The sequence below is a fragment of the Paenibacillus sp. OK076 genome, from assembly GCF_900110055.1.
Lineage (GTDB): Bacteria > Bacillota > Bacilli > Paenibacillales > Paenibacillaceae > Paenibacillus.
On record NZ_FOCH01000004.1, the window covers coordinates 188,905 to 206,381 of the forward strand.

Below are 17,477 nucleotides of genomic sequence, written 5' to 3' on the forward strand. Positions count from 1 at the left end.
AGGAATTTACTGTCATAAGAAGGACCAGAGCACCCATGCAAAGAAGATGTAAATTCTATGAATTTTTTAATTCTGTCATAATCATCGGTTTAATTAGGAAGGGAGCATGATCTATGAACCAGATCAACATTGAACACACACCGCCCTCAGCAGCAGAATACCTAGCGTTACGGAAAAGCGCAGGTCTTAGTGCGATGAGCAAGGAGGGAGCGGAGATTGGGCTGCCGAATAGCCTGTTTGCCGTATGTCTGCGTGCAGAAAATGAAATCGTAGGCATGGGCCGGGTCATCGGGGACGGTGGTTGCTTCTTTCAGGTGGTGGATATCGCCGTGCGCCCGGATCAGCAGGGAAGAGGATATGGCAAATTGATCATGAGCGAGATCATGAATTATTTGCGTGAACATGTGCCTGCTCGTGGACTGGTTAGCCTGCTGGCTGACGTCCCTGCCGATCGTCTGTACGCTCAATATGGCTTCACCTATACCAGTCCGAAATCGGAAGGCATGTGGTGGAGGCAAGGGGAATAGTTGATAGAAACAAGGAGAATTAAGCCTCGCCTTGTGTATATGGAATTAGTCTAGCCAAACTCAATTCGTACAATCGGTTATTCAAACCTTTGGTTGTCATCCAAAGGTTTTTTGCTTTACATCCAATTATTTACAGGTATAATGTAAATCAAATACAATTTACGATTTACAAATTACGATAATAACAATAAATGCAGAATGGAGGATACGAATTTGGATAAGAACCAGCGGACTCAATTTAATCAAATGGTGGAACGATCCATGGAGCAGGCCAGCAGAAACCTTTCGGGAACCAAGGGGGTCGTCTCGGTAAGATTAAGTCAGGAAGAGATTGATATTATTGATCAGCTTGTATTTCTTGAACTGGCCAAGAATCGATCTGATGCAACGGCTATGTTAATTAGGGAAGGGATTCGGACTCATCAATCGCTATTGAACGAGATTCAGGAGTATACGGCAGAGCTTGAGCGCGTAAAGGCCAAGATACAACGGTCCATTCGCAATTCAGGTTTGTTGACACGTCTGCAAAATGAAACTGAAAGTGATAGTGAGGGGAAAGGAGAGGGAGTGAATGAAACAGACGAAAAATGAAATCCATAACGACAGTTACGGATCTGTTCTGCGTCTTCCATCTTTTTGTGTACTTCTTGCAGGCAGACTGATATCCGGTGCAGGTCAAATTTTATTTTCCATGGCTACGATGTGGTATATTCTTCAACTAACCGAGTCAGCACTCGCAGCAGCACTGATTCCTATGTTGCCATACTTTATCTATGCTTTTTTGGGCATACCACTGGCTACAATCAGTGATCGGCTGCCCAAAAAGCAGCTCTTGATCTGGACAGATATACTTAGAGCGTGCGTGGCCTGTATATTGGCGCTTTTATTCATGAGTGGTCAGATGGTACCGTGGCATATCTATGCTGCCAATTTGCTCATTGCGATTCTTGGATTTTTGTTCAATCCGGCAACCCAGACCGTCATCCCCGCAATTCTGCCCGACCCGTCGAAACAGTTAGCACCAGCCAACGCACTTCTAAATTCATCTTCCAAAACAATTGAATTGCTTGGATATGCTGTAGGTGGCATATTGGTGGCGTTCATCTCAGTCCAGTCAATCCTTTTCATCTATGCACTTACCTTTCTGCTATCTGCTTTCTCCATTGTCTTTATTCATATTCCGGTGACCAAAGTGGTCAAACAAAAAGGGATTTCTGGCTTCATGAAGGATAGTTTGCAAGGGATTACCTTTTTGTTCTCACGTAAAATTCTGGCCAGCTGCATCATTTTTGGTGCCATTATCAACTTTGCTGGTGCGCCTCTGCACATCTTCACTCCGATTTTTGCTGACATGGTTCTTCATGCCGGACCACAAGGGTACGGTCTTCTCCAATCGGCCTTTGCCGCTGGTAGTATTGCAGGCTCTTTGCTCAGCGGGAAATATGCCAAACGGCTTTCGCTTGCTCGATGGTTCCTGATCAGTTACCTCATCTCAGGTGCAAGTTTGTTACTCATGCCTATGTTTCCTAATCTGTATATCGCCATCGCCTGTTCATTCTTGTTAATGCTGGGGCTTGCCCTCGTAAATGTACCTCTGGTTACCTCGATCCTTCTATCCACACCGGAAGAAAAGAGAGGGCGTGTCATGAACAGTATGGGAGTCTTAATGAGTGGTGTCAGTAATCCACTCGGTTTATTGCTCGGAGGCTGGTTTATTGAAACGTATAATCCATCCTGGGTGTACATGGGGATTGGTATATTTGTTATTGTGATGGGGCTGGGGAGCATGTTTGTTAGGCCTTTCCGAGAGGAGCAGGGGAAACATTCCAGACAGCAAGCGGCATCCGTTTAATTATAATCAATGTGAGAATACCTCCATTTTTTATACGATAATTCCGATTGGGTTAACATGAGTATGTCGCGTAAATGGATATCTTAAATAATTTATGTAAAATAATTCAATTAAAAAGAAGGAATATCAAAATTTATGTAGAAATTGGTTATTAAGAGGGGGAGACAAATGGGAGGTAATTTATCATGGAAAACAAGGAAATTTTATCTGTACAGGACTTGATGGCATTAGAGGTTGAAGAGGATAACTACATGTTCGAGGAAACCAGCCTGTGTACCGTGTGCAGCTGGACAAGCTCACAGACAATCGCTGTCGAGAGCTAGGAACATCTTCATTAAACGCTCTATCCAGTAAATTTAAGGATAAGTCTTTGATTTTCGCATTACTAAAATAATTGTACCTCCCCCTCTAACTTTAACCAACAGGAGTGATTCTCATTGAAATTCGCAAATGTATCCGTTAAGAAGGACGCCTTTGAGAACGCTTTGGAACATATAATCAGGGAACTTCCCCAATCCATCCAATGGTCGAATGACGGCCATTGGATTTGTTTTAGACCAGAGGATTTGAAACTTCCTTCACAAGGCTGGAAAATACATCTATCTGTGGTTCCTGGAGAAGGAGCTGAACTGTTACGCCGCATTACACCTGTTTTGACGGAGCACGGTGTACAGTGGAAGGTTGTGAACAGTGGATTGAAATTGATTGAAACTTCTAACGGATCGATCCCCCTGCCTCAAACGGGTAAATGTGTCACGATCTATGCAGCAAACGAGAAACAGTTTCTGCACCTGCTTGAGGATATGCATGTATGCACCATCGGGTTCGATGGCCCGGCTATTCCTACAGATCGGTCATACCGCGGGAGCGCATGCGTATTTTATCGTTATGGTGCGTTCACAGACCGATTCTATTATGACCGATATTCGGCAGCAAAAGTGCATGCGATCCAGAATATTGAGGGAAATCTGGAGGAGGATCGCCGTGTACCTGGCAGGTATAAGCCGGAATGGGTCAACGAGCCGGAGGAACTACTTCACATCCAGGCCACCAAGAAGGATATTTCTTCTTCCAACGTATCCAGTCCTAATAACAATGAGTTTGGAATACGAAATATTCGTGTGAAGCGTGTGCTCAAGAAGTCTGGCAAGGGTGGCGTATTTCTTATTTCCTGTACGCAGCATGCACAAGCCGTTATGAAAGAAGCGGTCCATCGCATGCGTGTCGATAGAGCAGGACGCTCTGCCCACGACTATGTAGAAAATGAATATCATGTACTTGAATTATTGAAGGAAACGGGCTATACACCCCAGCCACTTGATTTGTTTAATTATGAGAAAAATCGGTATCTGATTCTGGAGTATTTTGATAGCATCAGCTTGCGCGAGTATATTCATCGCAGACATGTTGCTGCAGATTATACATGGACGGAGATGGCTCGGATCTGCCAGGATATTCTGGATATGGTTGAGACCTGTCATCGTAAGGGAGTCATTATTAATGATTTAACACCTAACAATATTGTCGTAATGCCGGATGGTAATGTACGTCTAATTGACCTCGAATTGGCTTACTTACGAAATGACGAGAGGGAGACCAAGCCATTGACTGGGCATACGCCTGGATATGTGTCTCGTGGACGGGAACACAGTCAGAGATCAAGCTTCCAGGATGATATCTATTCACTCGGGGCTGTTTTCTATTATATGGCATCATCTGTGGACCCCTATTTCAAATATCAGACGGACTACCTCAAATGTGGTCAGGCTTTGTTGAAAGGTCTGGTTAATATGGAAGAACTGCGTTCCCTGGGTAATCTTTCTGTACGGATCATGACTGGTGTTTATGAGCAGTTGGCAGATATTCGCAACGATTTGGATGCAATTTCAAAAGAGCCGATGAATGAATGGCAAGGATCATCTCTGCCATTGAACAACGAACTAACTGGAGCCGAGGTATTGCGTCAGGCACAAAGGATGGCCGATTGGCTTTATACATCGCTTGATTTTGATAATAGGCAAGAACTTTATCCGGAAAACAGCATGAGCCGGATGTTTCATCCGGCAAATTTTAACTTTGGATGGACAGGCATGGTCTACGGCTTTAACCAGCTTGGTCATATTACACAACTTATTCAGTATCATCAGTATGCCCGAGAAGTTATGGAATGGATTTTGGTTCATCACCCATACATTCCGGACGAGACACCGACCGGATTATACTTTGGGTATGGGGCAGTTCCGTGGAGATTGGCTGAGACTGCAGAGGCGTTAAATGATTCTTCATTGCTTGATCTGGCGGAGAATCTGGCATTACAGCTAACTCAGAATGGACCGACCCAAACCAATATCAGTCATGGAGCTGCAGGTCTGGGATTAATGTTATTGGAGATTTATCGCATTGGGGGCCGCGCGGAACTACTTGAACGAGCTGAGTTATTGGCTGCTTATATATTGAATCAGGAAGAACGGAACGAGGATGGACTGAGTATGTGGAAAGTGAAAGAGCAGCCAAGTAAGAAAAATGGTGGGCATTATTCCCTGGGATTTTCTCACGGCATCGCGGGGATTGGTTATTTTCTACTCGCAATTGCAGATCAAACCAATAAGGAAGTCTATTTATCAGCAGTGAAACGAATTGTCTATACATTGGATCGTACCAGTCATACCGGTCAGAATGGCCAGAAGATGTGGCCTGCAACATCTGAAAAACCGGATACGCTCTGGGTACACTGGTGTAATGGTTCGGCTGGCATCGGGCGTTTTCTTCTGGCAGCTGCTGATGTGTTGGGTGATCCGGTGTCTGCGAGGCTTGGCAGAGAAGCTGCAGATGCGGTGGAACAGACCACGATCTTTGCTTCCTTCGGGCAATGTCATGGGTTAGCTGGCAACGGTGATCTGCTGCTTTTGGCGGAGCGTTGTCATCCTGGCCGGTATGCGGCCAGACTGGAACAATATGCACAGACGCTGTTGGCGATGAGAAGTGACGAGCACGACATGTGGATGTGGCCACTGGAAGATATGGAATCATTCTCACCGGATTATATGACAGGATATATGGGCGTATACTCCTTTCTGCTTCGTCTTTATTACCCTTCAGTGTGTGCAGAACCGTTGGTATATTCAGGTTTTAACCCTGTCAAGGAGGCGATGAATTATGATATTAACAGCTATATCTGATGTTCTTCCTCAATTTCGGCATGAACAGGGCGAGTACGGGCATCGTTATTATGCAGCAGCCCCAGATTACTGCGAAACCGGATCTTCATTAATGATCATTGATCACGGACAAAGGCAGTATACACTCGATTTATGGAGTGATGCAGGTTCCATGACGTATTGGAAGGATCGGGTTCAACCCATACTTGAGTCACTCGAATGGGATGCTCTATATGCAACGTTTCCTGTCTCATTTCCATGGGAAAAACTTGGATTACGGGTGGATGTTCTTGCGCATAGGCATCGATTTATCGGTAAGTTGAAGGATATCCCGGCTTCTGATATTCCTGATGATGCTGCAACATGGATTTCTACACTGGGACAGGCGGAGGGGGTAGCGCAGATTCTTTTGGAAAGCGATCCCTCCTGTCCCGGCTTGGAAGCTGCACGTCAGGCAGTCAAAGATATCTATAGAGGAGCATATGGAACTTTGCTGAAGGGGTCCGGATTGGTTGAATTAGAGGGGCAACAGATGGGAGCTTGCTTACTCAGTGATGAGTTCGGATCTGTATTGATTGCTCATATATGCACAGTACCTAATGTGAAACGTAAGGGCTGGGCGCGCTGGCTTGCTGCTTACGGTCTTCAACGATGTATAACAGAACAATATGAAACGGTAAAAGCTTCGCTCGATGCGAACAATATCGGCAGTTATCGATTAATGGCTTCACTGAATTTGCAGCAGATTCCCGAGCCTGCACAGGTATGCCGGATTACGAAAGAGCGTGATTGCTCATGATCCCTGTATTACTTGAGAGTACGCAATATCGTGATCTGCGAAGCAATTGGCTTCGTTCGAGTCATGAGCCTGGGCTGTTTGTCGCTCAAGGGGAGCCGGACGCAGTGAAGCATGAGGTCCAAAAGCTGCACACTCACTGGCAGGATCAGGCTATTGTAATATCGGTGGATCATCCGTATTATTCTCTTCCCATCATCTATCAGCTAAATGCAATTCAGCCTTCCGGCGATCTTGTGGCCTGCAAAAACGCCTTATTAAGATTCAAAACAGCGGGCTGGGCTCCGGGTAATAGGAAATGGGTATTGGTGGAGGTAGCGTCCCATTTACATGCATCTGATCTCGGGGCTATCCACCATCTTCTGTATCGTCAGAAACTAAGAGGGGTCAGTGTACTGGTATTTTTCCACCGATATCCTTCCAAAATGCCGACACGCGGTGAGATGCACTGGCTTCCAATTTCGCTTGTCAGAGAAACACCGGACCATACCCGAAGTTCATTGGATAAACATCTTGCCATGGCGAGAAAAAAAGGCGGACAAGAGAAAACATTGGCGCTCTACAACAGGATGGCCTGGATTTTGCTGTCCAAGTCGGATGATCCGGTCCGGTATAAGGCTTGTTTGCATTTTTTTAAACAGAATACATTATTTCAACGTTTGTCAGCGGCTCAGCAAGCGGTTTTATGGTTCGAATTGGCACAGCTGCTAACCAAAAAAGGCAGGGATTATTCGGGAGCACGATACTGTTATTCAGAAGCTCGAAAGCTGCTCTCACATAAGGAATTAACCGAGTCTTTCCGGGTTGGGAAATGCTGTGCGCTGGATAATGGTGAAGCATTGATTGAACTGCAGGAAGGCAATGCTGATCGTGCAATTGAGCTGGAACGGCAGGCCAGTCGGCGTATTCAGTTGCTTCCTGATGGTCCTGAGCAGCGTACTTTTCAGATTCAGACTGCGTTAAATATTGCAGGGTTGCAGCTTAGATCAGGCCAATGGGCTGAGGCTCATACAACTCTGCTGGCAGCGGAGAAACTGTGCACTGAGCAGTATGTCGATTGGCTCAGTCCCATACTCGATTTAAGAATGGAAATACATCGGCAGTGTGGTGAAGAAGAGAAGGAGTACCAACTGCTGATTCGGTTGCTTCGATTAAAGACTGCCTCCGTCAATGCCAAGCGGCTCCGTCGTGCGGTGGAGATTGCTGGAGAACAAGTACGCCGAGGGTCAACCGACCTGGCTACCGAGGTTTATCACCTATTAATGATGTCCCTTCCTGCTGCCAATCTGCCACAAATTGAGAAGATCCAGCAGGCCATAAGAGAGCTTGAAACAGATGTCTCACCTGAAACTTCTGTCCTGGATCAATACATCAACAGATTACGTAGCCAGTTGGAGGAGTGGGAGCAACTGAAGCTCTGGAATGAGAGGAGGGAATCCAGTTGCGTCGTACCTTCCTGACTCGAATGAGCATTAATCGGGAGCGGACTGGAATGCTGTTGTCCTATGATAATGGTCATACAGAATGGTGCACACTTGATGAGACAGGTCAGACAAAAGACAGGCATTGGCTGTATGAACATACGTCAGATTCAATGGATCGGACGGAGCATATTCAGTTTATTGCACCTAATCAGGTTCTGATAATCACTCAAGGAGATGCCGGGAAACGGCTGCATCTGTATGAAATGCAAGCTCAAGTGAAGCTTGTCCATACCTGTGCGCTGCAATTACCTTTTGCTGTTCTACAGGCGGCTTGGCAAGACGAAAAGTTGCAGTTGCTTTTTGCCATCCGAAATAAAGGGGGTTCTGTTCGATTAGGGCTTTACGATACGAAACGAGATGAGGCTAGATGGATTACAGCTAATCTGAATCATCCGCAATTGGCTTTCTGGTCGGGAATTGAACAGGAAATCGGTCTGAATGTTGATGGACAGGGGAGAGTGTATTCATACAGGGACAAAGTCGTTCAAAGTGCAGAATGGATGTATACGGCATATCCGTATCCAGTCATGGACAAACAGGGGGATATCATTGCGGTATCCATCCCTTCAGAGCAGGGATTCAAACCGGGATGGCTGAAACAGGGTGAGGATGTTGTGCACGAATTGTTCCCACAGTGTGAAGCGTTCTCTGAACTGGCAAGGGTACAGATTGATCTAGATACACAGAAAATTCTGTGTGAAGGTATAACTTGTGGCAGATGGCATTATGTGCAATATGCATTACAGGAGAAAAAGGAAGTATTTCAGCTGCGAGATTATCCAGGGACGCTGACACAGGCTGTTCTCAGCAGGGACAAGCAGGGGCTGGTGGGCAAATACGAGACTATCGCGACAGCTCCGAGACCAGGTCTATTTCGTTTTCAAGATCAAACCAACGCCATTCCTTGGGTTCAAGGGCAGCAGGAAGTTATAACTAACGGTCGCAACGGTGGAGAACTGAAGGTGGAATACGGGGAAGCCTCCTATCGGTCCGAGATCATTCCCTATCTGGATATCCATCCAAAAGGTGCTGTACAGGCCGTCATTTACCTGCACGGAGGCCCACATAACTGTCTGTTCGACAGTTATAGTCCAGTAATGAAGAGGTTATCCGAGGCTGGTGTACGGGTGATCGGGCTCAACTATCCGGGCAGCTCCGGCTTTACTGGTGGATACAGGAGTCGTAATGAGAACGATTGGGGCGGTGTGGACGCAGATGTGGTCCGGTTTATTCGGGAACAGGTCTTATCCTCCTATTCAGACGTAGCTCTGTATGGCGTCAGTTATGGCGCCTATCTTGCATTGCTGGCTGCGGGCAGAGACCCAGTACTGTGGAGTGCTGTGGTAGCGTGTGCCCCCTTTACGGATTTGGGCAAGCTGTATACAGGAGGAGGGGCAAAGCTCAGATCTTTTTTGCAAAAAGAGATCGGTGAACTTCTTGAGGATGAATCCGCGCTGAGGACCCGAAGCCCGGTAGCCTACGCTTCTGCGCTAAGCGGAAGTGATATCTTGTTTATTCATGGGCAAGCAGATCAACTTTGTCCGGTGGAGCAGACGGAACAAATCTATCAGGAAATATTGAAATACAAGCTGGCTCTGGACGAACCCTCAGGCAGACTGGAACTTCATATCATTAAAGACTTAGAGCATGAAATTTATTCGGAACGGTTCTGGGCCCAGAAAGCAGTCGATTTTTTAACCTTTACCAAGGTGGGACAGGCAAAATAGAGGTATGCCAAAGCCGCTTTGCGGCTTTTTTGGCATGGGTTGGAGTGTCTTTTTGAACGGAAAAGGGAGTTGTGATTCCTTGTTTTAATAACGAATGGACCCGGGAATGGGGAGATGAGCTAGACTCATGGTTTACAAGAGAGTGAAGACGGTTTAAGATGGCGTGAGCCGTTTAAGGTATATAACAATGGGATTAAGTATTAAAATAACGGTAAGTTGACAAGATGATATCTACTGAAAAGAGGGATTTGATATGAAAGTTGCCATTTTTGGAGCAACCGGAGCGATTGGAAAGACGATACTGTGGGAGTTGATGGACCGCGGACATGAGGTAACGGCGATTGTTCGTGATCCTTCGAAGGTTGAGATGGAGCATGAACGTTTGCGTGTGGTAGAGGGGGATTTGCTTAACCCGGACCAGGTTGCCGATTTTACAGCCGGACAGGAAGCTGTTGTGAGTGCCTATGGACCGAAGTTTGGTGCGGAGGAAGAGATGCTGGAAGTTACACGTTCATTAATTGAGGGTGTTCGCCGTGCAAAAGCAGGACGTTTGGTTGTCGTTGGCGGAGCAGGAAGCTTACTTACGGATTCTGGAGAAATGCTGATGGACACACCAGGATTCCCTGAGGAGGTTAAACCATTGGCGAAAGCTCATGTTGATGCGTATAACCTGATCGAGGCATCGGATATCCACTGGACTTACATGAGTCCTGCCGCTACGATCACAACAGGAAGACGGACAGGCCTGTTCCGGGTTGGCATGAATCGTGTGATTACCGATGATCTGGGTGAGAGTTCGATTTCCGTTGGTGATTTTGCAGCCGCTTTGGTGGATGAACTGGATGATCCGCAATTTATTCAATCCCGGTTTACGGTGGGCTATTAATCGTTATTTGTTTAAACCAGATCGATGAAACGGAAACTCAATAGTTAAGGCTTGCTAGGCAGAAATATTTCGAAAAGGGTTGTCACCGGGGAGGGATGAACGTTGTTTATCGTAACCGCTGAACAGATGAGAGCTGTGGATGAGCATACGATTCAGACGCTTGGCATTCCTGCTGCCAGTCTGATGGAGAACGCAGGCAGAGCCATCGCCGAGGAGGTTATCCGGCTGTGCCGGGAAGGCGATGTTGACCATCGTTCGGAGCAGAATGCCTGCTGGAACGATGTAAACGGGAAGTGGGCGCACACCGGGCCCGGTGATCGGCCTGCTCATGGTGGCGACATCATCGCCGATCCGGCGCTCGTGATGGAGCAGCCCGGCGATCAGCAGTGGTACATGCTGATCGGCAAGGGTAATAATGGCGGCGACGGGCTGGTTGCGGCGCGCCATTTGGTTGAAGCTGGGCTCGGCGTGACTTTAGTCTACGCCGATGCGCCTGATGCATTGCGGGGCGAAGCCGCAGTGCAGCGGGATGCCGCCGCGCAGCTCGGCATCCCTGCTCTGGTCCACGGGCGCGAAGCCGTGGACTTCAGCCGGTGCACAGGCATCGTAGATGCGCTGTTGGGCACCGGCTCGCGTGGGGCGCCGCGCGGAGCATATACGGCGCTGATCGCGGCGGCGAACGACAGCGGCAAGCTGGTCGTGTCCGCCGATGTGCCAAGCGGGCTGAATGCCGACACCGGGGAGGTATATGAGCCCTGCATTCAGGCCAGGGTAACTGTATGTCTCGCGCTGCTTAAGTGCGGACTCGTGCAGTACCCGGGTGCCTCTGCCGCGGGGCGCATCGTGGTGCGCTCCATCGGCATTCCCGCGCGGCTTGCGCCGCAGCATGGCCCCTCGGTCCGTCTGCTGACGGAAGAGGTGCTGCGCAGCGCGCTGCGCGTGGACACGGGCCGCCTCCGGGCACCGGACGGCCACAAGGGCACTTACGGCCATGTGCTGCTGGCCGCAGGAAGTCTGCCGATGAGCGGCGCAGGCCTGCTCTCGGCCAAGGCTGCGCTGCGCGCTGGCTGCGGGCTCGCCACATGGGCGCTGCCCGCGGCACTGCTGCCGCATGTCATCGGCACCGTGCCCGAGCTCATGCTCGCTGCCGCCGCAGATGGCGACAGCGGCGAATGGAACGCGGCTTCCGCGGACGCCGTGCTGCGTCTCGCGGAAAGCCGCGACGTGCTCGCGACCGGCCCGGGCCTCGGCCGCTTCAAGGACGACACAGACTGGCTGCGCCGTCTGTGGCAACATTCGGATCGCCCGCTCGTCATCGACGCGGACGCCCTCAACATGCTGGCAGACGCTGGCCCAACAGGGCCCCGCGACTGGGGCAAACGAAGTGCGGCGACTATCCTGACGCCGCACCCGGGGGAGATGGGCCGACTGCTGGGCATGTCGACCCCCGAAGTGCAGCGTGACCGAATCGGACACGCTGTACGGTACGCCCGCGAGCAGGGCGTGACCCTGGTGCTCAAGGGAGCACGAACGGTCATCGCAACGCCATCCGGCGAGGCGTATATCAACACCACCGGGCACGCCGGCATGGCAACCGGAGGTGCCGGAGACGTATTGACCGGCATTATCGCCGGTCTGCTCGCCCAAGGGCTCAGCGCGGAGCAGGCTGCCTCCTTTGGCGTGTTTCTACACGGCCGGGCAGGGGAGAGAGCCGCGCTGCTGCGTGGTGATCCGGCATCCCTGCTCGCCGGGGATATCGTGGATGCACTATAAATCTTGAGCATGATTGGTGCCGCACTCTTGGTGCATTCGTTACTGCATAAGCTGCATTTACACCGCGCTTTGAGCTCGTGTGACAGGTGCAGTTAGAGAGTGCATGTCCTTCATATGCTGCTTGTCTCTGCACACAGCATAATGATATAAACCATTCATAACATTAAGAAAGGGATGTCCCGCAAGTCATCAACATGACGTGGACATCCCTTTTTAGTGTGAATACCGTTTAACGAACCGAGCACACGCTATGAGCTGCATTTTCCAATGATCTGCGTTTTAACGAATCACAGCGACGTTATTTTCACTGATCGGCAGGCTCTGGCCCAAGTCTGTACCAGTATAACGAGAATAACGTGGCTGAAGTTCGTTAACCTGTACATTCGATCCAAATCCCCCAATTAAGGTGTGGTCGATTCATTAGAATTGATTAGCGATTCGAGACGAGAAGGGAAGTCTCTTCCAGCCTTCGGTACAATCGCTTCTCTTCTTTCTTTCTTTCATCCTGACTCCACTACAACCGGAACCGTAAAAGCTCCTGATGCATCTCTGCACTGATATCCCGCAGGGTTTTCACCTTAGTGCTTGCTTCGGCGAACGAACGTTGCTGCTCGGCCGTTGAAGCTGTAATTTCCTCACTGCTTGCAGCCGATTGTTCCGTTATGGCACTTATATTTTCAATCGCCTGCTGAACCTGTGCGCTAAGTTCACTGGACTGCTGCATGTCTTCCGTAAGCTGATTAATACTTGTGCTGATCCGCTCTACACTGTGACGAATTCCGGAGAAGGATTCGCCGGTTTTTCCGGTGGCCTGCTCCTGTTCTGCAAAGAGCTGGATGCTCTGTGTCACAGAGTTTTTCACTTTGCCCATAGCTGCTGTGATTTCGCCGACAGCCGCAAAGATATGCTGTACCGATTGCTCAGATTGCTCAGCCAGTTTCTTCACTTCCCCCGCGACGACAGCAAAACCGCGTCCCGCTTCACCAGCACGTGCCGCTTCGATGGAAGCGTTCAGAGACAGAAGGGTTGTCTGTGTAGCAATGCTTGATACATAGCCGGTCATCGTTGCGATCCGGGAGGCGCTCTCCTCCAGTTCCTGGACAGTCTTCTCTACCTCAGACATGGCAATCCGGTTTACTTCAGCCAGTCGAAGCTGTTCCTGTACGGCAATATGTCCCTCCTGAACGGAACTCAAAACTTCGTTACCATAAATGGCCGATTGTGAAGTCGCCTGTAGATTGCTTTCAAACATATGCTGCATTTTGTCCACGACCATGACTGTGTCGCTTAGATCCTCAGCAATTTTCTGACTGCCAATCGACAGTTCTTCGGTTGTTCGGGATACTTGCTGAACAATGGCCTGCACGGTATCATTGCCGCGGTCAATGTCCTGCGCCATCCCATCAACACGGTTTCCTGCGGCACCAATGGATTGAATGATACCGCGTATGTTCCCCGTCATAAGACGGAAGGAGCGGTTTAAGTCATCCAGTTCATCTTTGCCACGTGTCTCCGTAAGCTGCTGCGTAAGATTGCCGTTTGCAATCTGTCCTGCAGCTTCCTTCAAGGTGCGAATGCGCCCCGCCAATTGTCGTGAAGTGTACATGTTGAACAGCAGGACAGCGACCAGCAGGACGATGGCTCCGACGAGAGCAATCTGCCAGGTTCGCTGGATGTCTTGTTCAAGATCTACTGTGTATTGGTCATATCGATCCCGGGTCACCTCATCCAGCATATAGATATCATTTTGTATGCCTTTGACCCGTGAGCTGAAACGTTTGGCGTCCGAACTGTTCATGGCTGTGATGGCTTCGGTGGCGCCCGTGTCAAGAGCCGTCAATTTGGTTTGGATCGATTGGATCAGGCGAAGCTGTTCATCCGTTTCCAACAAGCCTTCTGTGAGCTGCTTTACCATGGTTTTACCTTCATTCAGCAAGCGTGCTACATTATCCTGATTGCCAGCTGTCATGGAGAACGAGTACACATCGAGCGCCTGTTCGGTCTGTATCTGGTTAGCGTTCAGCTCCGTGACCTTCAGCATGGCAGGCACCAGATTTTGATTTTTGGCATTCATGTTTAGCAATTGAATGATGATATAGGCTACTAGCAAAAGGCATAACAGTAACGATACGATGGCGTTCAATATCAGCTTTCCCTGCAATTTCATAAGCGTGCCTCCATATTAGCAATTGGTTTATTGATCTAGGGTAATTTTGGTTTTGCCGGAAGCGATCTGTGCTTTCAAATCTTCGAATGTTTGCTGTTGTTCGTCCGTGAGTGTGATGTTATGTAGGGCGGTTAAACCTACGCCGTTTTCTGCCAGACCATAGAACATTTCTTTTTCGGGAAATGAATGCTGGTTCTGAATGAACGTATTAATGGCGTTATGAAGAGAGACATCTACATTTTTGAGCATGGAAGTGAGTACTGCTTTTTCTGCTAAAAAGAACTGATCCTGGTCCACGCCAATGGCGTATTTACCCAATCGCTGAATCTCTGAAAGTGAGCCTATACCGGTAAGTCCGGCAGCAACATAAATCACGTCAACTCGTTGTTCCTGAATCATCTGTGCTGCGAGCTTACCTCCAAGATCAGGATTGCCGAAATCCCCGGCGTACACGACATGCACTGCGGCATCGGGATTAGCGGCCTTTACACCTTGCTCAAAACCTTGCTGGAAATCGTGAAGCACCGGAATATCCATTCCACCCAAGAAGCCTACATGGTCTTCATTTGTTGCAAAGCCAGCAATGATACCTGCAAGATAGCTGCCTTCTTCTGCTTTGAAGGACATGGAGGTCACATTGGGGAGATCGGAATGCCCGTCAATGATGAGAAAACGCTGATCGGGATATTTTTGAGCAACCTTCTCCAAATCGGCTTTTATCGTGTCGCTTAGACCAATAATCAGATCAACCTTATCCTTCGCAAATTGCTCAAAGGCTGCCTCGGATGTCAGATCCTTTCCCGGTTCCTTGTAATCAAACACAATACTGTTCTCGTTTCTTGCCTGTACCAATCCTTCAAAAGATGCGTCACTGAAGGAATGATCACCCAGGCCGACATCTGTAAGAACGATTCCGACTTTGGTTCGCTGATCTGCGGGGGACACCTTATCGGTTGCCGAGCATGCTCCCAGGACCATAATAACCAGAACCATCATCATGGTGAACCAGAATTTGATTTTCCCTTGTGTTTTCATGTGCGTATGCCCTCTTTTCTATAAGATGGAGATGACGTGTGAGGTGAGCAATTCCTCTATATGTATATCGGACGGGAGCAGAGTCTCTGTAATGGGAAGGATGAAAATTTACGGAAAATCTATGAAAATAAAATGAAAACTATGAATTATACATGGGATTTACATTTGAAGAGACATGAATTCTATACAGAACCTGTAATACGTCTTGCTGGTCAACGGGGAAAAAAGATAAAAAAAGCAAAGAAGAGACCGATCAGATCTCTTCCTTGCCTCTTTCCTGAAACCAAACGAATGATGAATGACTACATATCATGAATCAAAAAATTCATATATATGAACGGTTTTCCCTGTTCCCCTTAGCATATGCAATACGCCTGAGCGTTACGTTCCCGCTCTCATTCAGCTGCACCTGCAGCCTATTACCACGCTGCTACCGAGCCATCGGCCCGGCTTTCCGTACCGCCGCACAATACGCCGTTGTCCGGGTTGCGCCAGATGATCTGGCCGCGACCAAACATCGACGGATCGAGGGCGACTTGTATATCATGCCCTTTGCGGGCAAGTGCCTGTGCAATATGCTGAGGGAATCCGGGCTCAACCAGGATCGTTTTGCCTTTGGTCCACTGCCAGCGCGGAGAATCGAGCGCAGCCTGTGGGTTGAGGTGGAAGTCCACCGTATTCATGACGATCTGCACATGACCCTGGGGCTGCATGAAACCGCCCATGACCCCGAATGGTCCGATCGCTTCCTCGCCGCGTGTCAGAAAGCCCGGGATGATCGTATGATATGTCCGTTTGCCCGGCGCTAGCGCGTTGGCGTGATCGGGATCAAGTGAGAAATTATGTCCCCGGTTTTGCAGGGCAATGCCTGTGCCTGGCACAACTAGTCCGGAGCCGAAGCCCATATAATTGCTCTGGATGAAGGAAACCATGTTGCCCTCACCATCTGCCGTTGCAAGATACACCGTTCCGCTTGCCTTTGGATCGCCTGCTTCAGGTGGAAGTGCCATATCACCAATGAGTTTGCGCCGTTCGTCTGCATACGCTTCGGATAATAATTCCTGCACGGTTACGCCCATCTTGCGTTCCTCGGTAATGTATTTCTCCCCATCGGCAAACGCCAGCTTCATGGCTTCCAGCTGCCTGTGGTATGCCAGGACGGATTCCTTTTCTTCAAAATCAAAGACCTTTAGCAGATTGAGCGCTGCCAGAGCAATCAGCCCCTGACCGTTCGGTGGGATCTCCCACACGTCATATCCGCGATAGGAGACCGAGATCGGATCAACCCATTCAGGCTGAAATGCAGCCAGATCTTCTTTGGTGAGGTAACCTCCGTGTTCTGCCATAAAAGAGTGAATACGCTCCGCGAGTTCACCTTCATAGAAGTCTCGCGACTCGCTCTCGCCAATCCGGCGCAGTGTTGCCGCATGATCCGGCGAACGCCACATCTCGCCCACGGCGGGAACACGCCCGCCTGGGGCAAACGTCTCAAACCACGCCCGCCCGGCTTCCGCATCGCCTTGGCGTGCATAGATGTCGGCTGCCCGTGCCCAATGGCGGGCCAGCCCCGGCGCAAGCGGGTAACCTTCTTCCGCGTAGCGGACAGCCGGTTCCAGCGCTTCCGCCAGCGTGAGCCGCCCGAATCGGCGGCTCAGCTCAGCCCAACCAGCCGGTGCGCCAGGCACCGTCACCGGGATGACCCCAAGCTTCGGCATCTCCGAATAGCCTGCCGCCTTGAGCGCCTCAATCGATATACTCTGAGGCGCAGGCCCGCTGGCATTCAGGCCATGCAGCTTGCCCTCGGTCCAGACGAGGGCAAAGGCATCGCCCCCAATGCCATTGGACGTTGGCTCCAGCACGGTGAGCGCAGCAGCGGTGGCGATCGCGGCATCAATGGCGTTGCCGCCCTTTTTTAACACGTCCAGACCGGCTTGTGCAGCCAACGGCTGTGAAGTGGCGACCATACCTTGTTTGGCATAAACGGGCACACGGTAAGACGGATACGGTTGGTAGAGTGGATCGTAGTTCATCAGGTTGTTCAGCTCCTTGTCGCAAGATGTCAGGTTCCGGCT

Annotated in this window: 13 protein-coding genes; 10 read left to right on the forward strand and 3 right to left on the reverse strand. The window is 49.6% G+C overall.

Translation table 11 applies throughout. The features are described 5' to 3' along the window. Positions 1-113: 113 nt before the first annotated feature. The 10 genes from BMY78_RS25685 to BMY78_RS25725 all read left to right on the forward strand — a co-directional run bounded on the left by BMY78_RS25685 (position 114) and on the right by BMY78_RS25725 (position 12,203). Positions 114-527 carry a GNAT family N-acetyltransferase gene (locus BMY78_RS25685; RefSeq protein ID WP_090904167.1) on the forward strand — a complete coding sequence of 138 codons (414 nt, stop codon included), beginning with the start codon at positions 114-116 and terminating at the stop codon, positions 525-527. Between the two features lie 213 nt (positions 528-740). Further along, positions 741-1,118, forward strand: coding sequence for a ribbon-helix-helix domain-containing protein (locus BMY78_RS25690; protein ID WP_090904168.1), 378 nt, complete (start codon positions 741-743; stop codon positions 1,116-1,118). Continuing rightward, positions 1,099-2,379, forward strand: coding sequence for an MFS transporter (locus tag BMY78_RS25695; RefSeq protein WP_090904169.1), 1,281 nt, complete (start codon positions 1,099-1,101; stop codon positions 2,377-2,379). Before BMY78_RS25690 ends, BMY78_RS25695 begins: the two co-directional genes overlap by 20 nt. Before the next feature lie 185 nt (positions 2,380-2,564). Continuing rightward, complete coding sequence (locus BMY78_RS32985) at positions 2,565-2,702, forward strand: hypothetical protein (RefSeq protein WP_157258615.1); 138 nt, start codon at positions 2,565-2,567, stop codon at positions 2,700-2,702. A 114-nt stretch (positions 2,703-2,816) separates the two neighbouring features. Further along, positions 2,817-5,558 carry a class III lanthionine synthetase LanKC N-terminal domain-containing protein gene (locus tag BMY78_RS25700; RefSeq protein WP_090904170.1) on the forward strand — a complete coding sequence of 914 codons (2,742 nt, stop codon included), beginning with the start codon at positions 2,817-2,819 and terminating at the stop codon, positions 5,556-5,558. Then, positions 5,536-6,336, forward strand: coding sequence for a hypothetical protein (locus BMY78_RS25705; protein WP_090904171.1), 801 nt, complete (start codon positions 5,536-5,538; stop codon positions 6,334-6,336). Before BMY78_RS25700 ends, BMY78_RS25705 begins: the two co-directional genes overlap by 23 nt. Beyond that, positions 6,333-7,793, forward strand: coding sequence for a hypothetical protein (locus BMY78_RS25710; RefSeq protein ID WP_090904172.1), 1,461 nt, complete (start codon positions 6,333-6,335; stop codon positions 7,791-7,793). Before BMY78_RS25705 ends, BMY78_RS25710 begins: the two co-directional genes overlap by 4 nt. Beyond that, positions 7,775-9,544, forward strand: a complete 1,770-nt coding sequence (locus BMY78_RS25715) for an alpha/beta hydrolase family protein (protein WP_090904173.1) — start codon at positions 7,775-7,777, stop codon at positions 9,542-9,544. The genes BMY78_RS25710 and BMY78_RS25715 overlap by 19 nt, the downstream gene beginning before the upstream one ends. A 253-nt stretch (positions 9,545-9,797) precedes the next feature. Continuing rightward, a complete protein-coding gene (locus tag BMY78_RS25720; protein ID WP_090904174.1) occupies positions 9,798-10,430 on the forward strand; it encodes an NAD(P)-dependent oxidoreductase in 633 nt (210 codons plus the stop codon). 102 nt (positions 10,431-10,532) lie between these two features. After that, a complete protein-coding gene (locus tag BMY78_RS25725; RefSeq protein WP_090904175.1) occupies positions 10,533-12,203 on the forward strand; it encodes an NAD(P)H-hydrate dehydratase in 1,671 nt (556 codons plus the stop codon). A gap of 514 nt (positions 12,204-12,717) precedes the next feature. On the opposite strand, the gene BMY78_RS25730 is transcribed toward BMY78_RS25725, so the two are convergent. The 3 genes from BMY78_RS25730 to BMY78_RS25745 form a co-directional block, all read right to left on the reverse strand. Further along, complete coding sequence (locus BMY78_RS25730; protein WP_090904176.1) at positions 12,718-14,370, reverse strand: methyl-accepting chemotaxis protein; 1,653 nt, start codon at positions 14,368-14,370, stop codon at positions 12,718-12,720. Between the two features lie 27 nt (positions 14,371-14,397). Then, positions 14,398-15,405: a BMP family lipoprotein gene (locus BMY78_RS25735; protein WP_090904177.1), complete on the reverse strand. Its 1,008-nt coding sequence runs from the start codon at positions 15,403-15,405 to the stop codon at positions 14,398-14,400. Between the two features lie 419 nt (positions 15,406-15,824). Beyond that, positions 15,825-17,435, reverse strand: a complete 1,611-nt coding sequence (locus BMY78_RS25745; protein ID WP_090904179.1) for a gamma-glutamyltransferase family protein — start codon at positions 17,433-17,435, stop codon at positions 15,825-15,827. Positions 17,436-17,477: the final 42 nt, after the last annotated feature.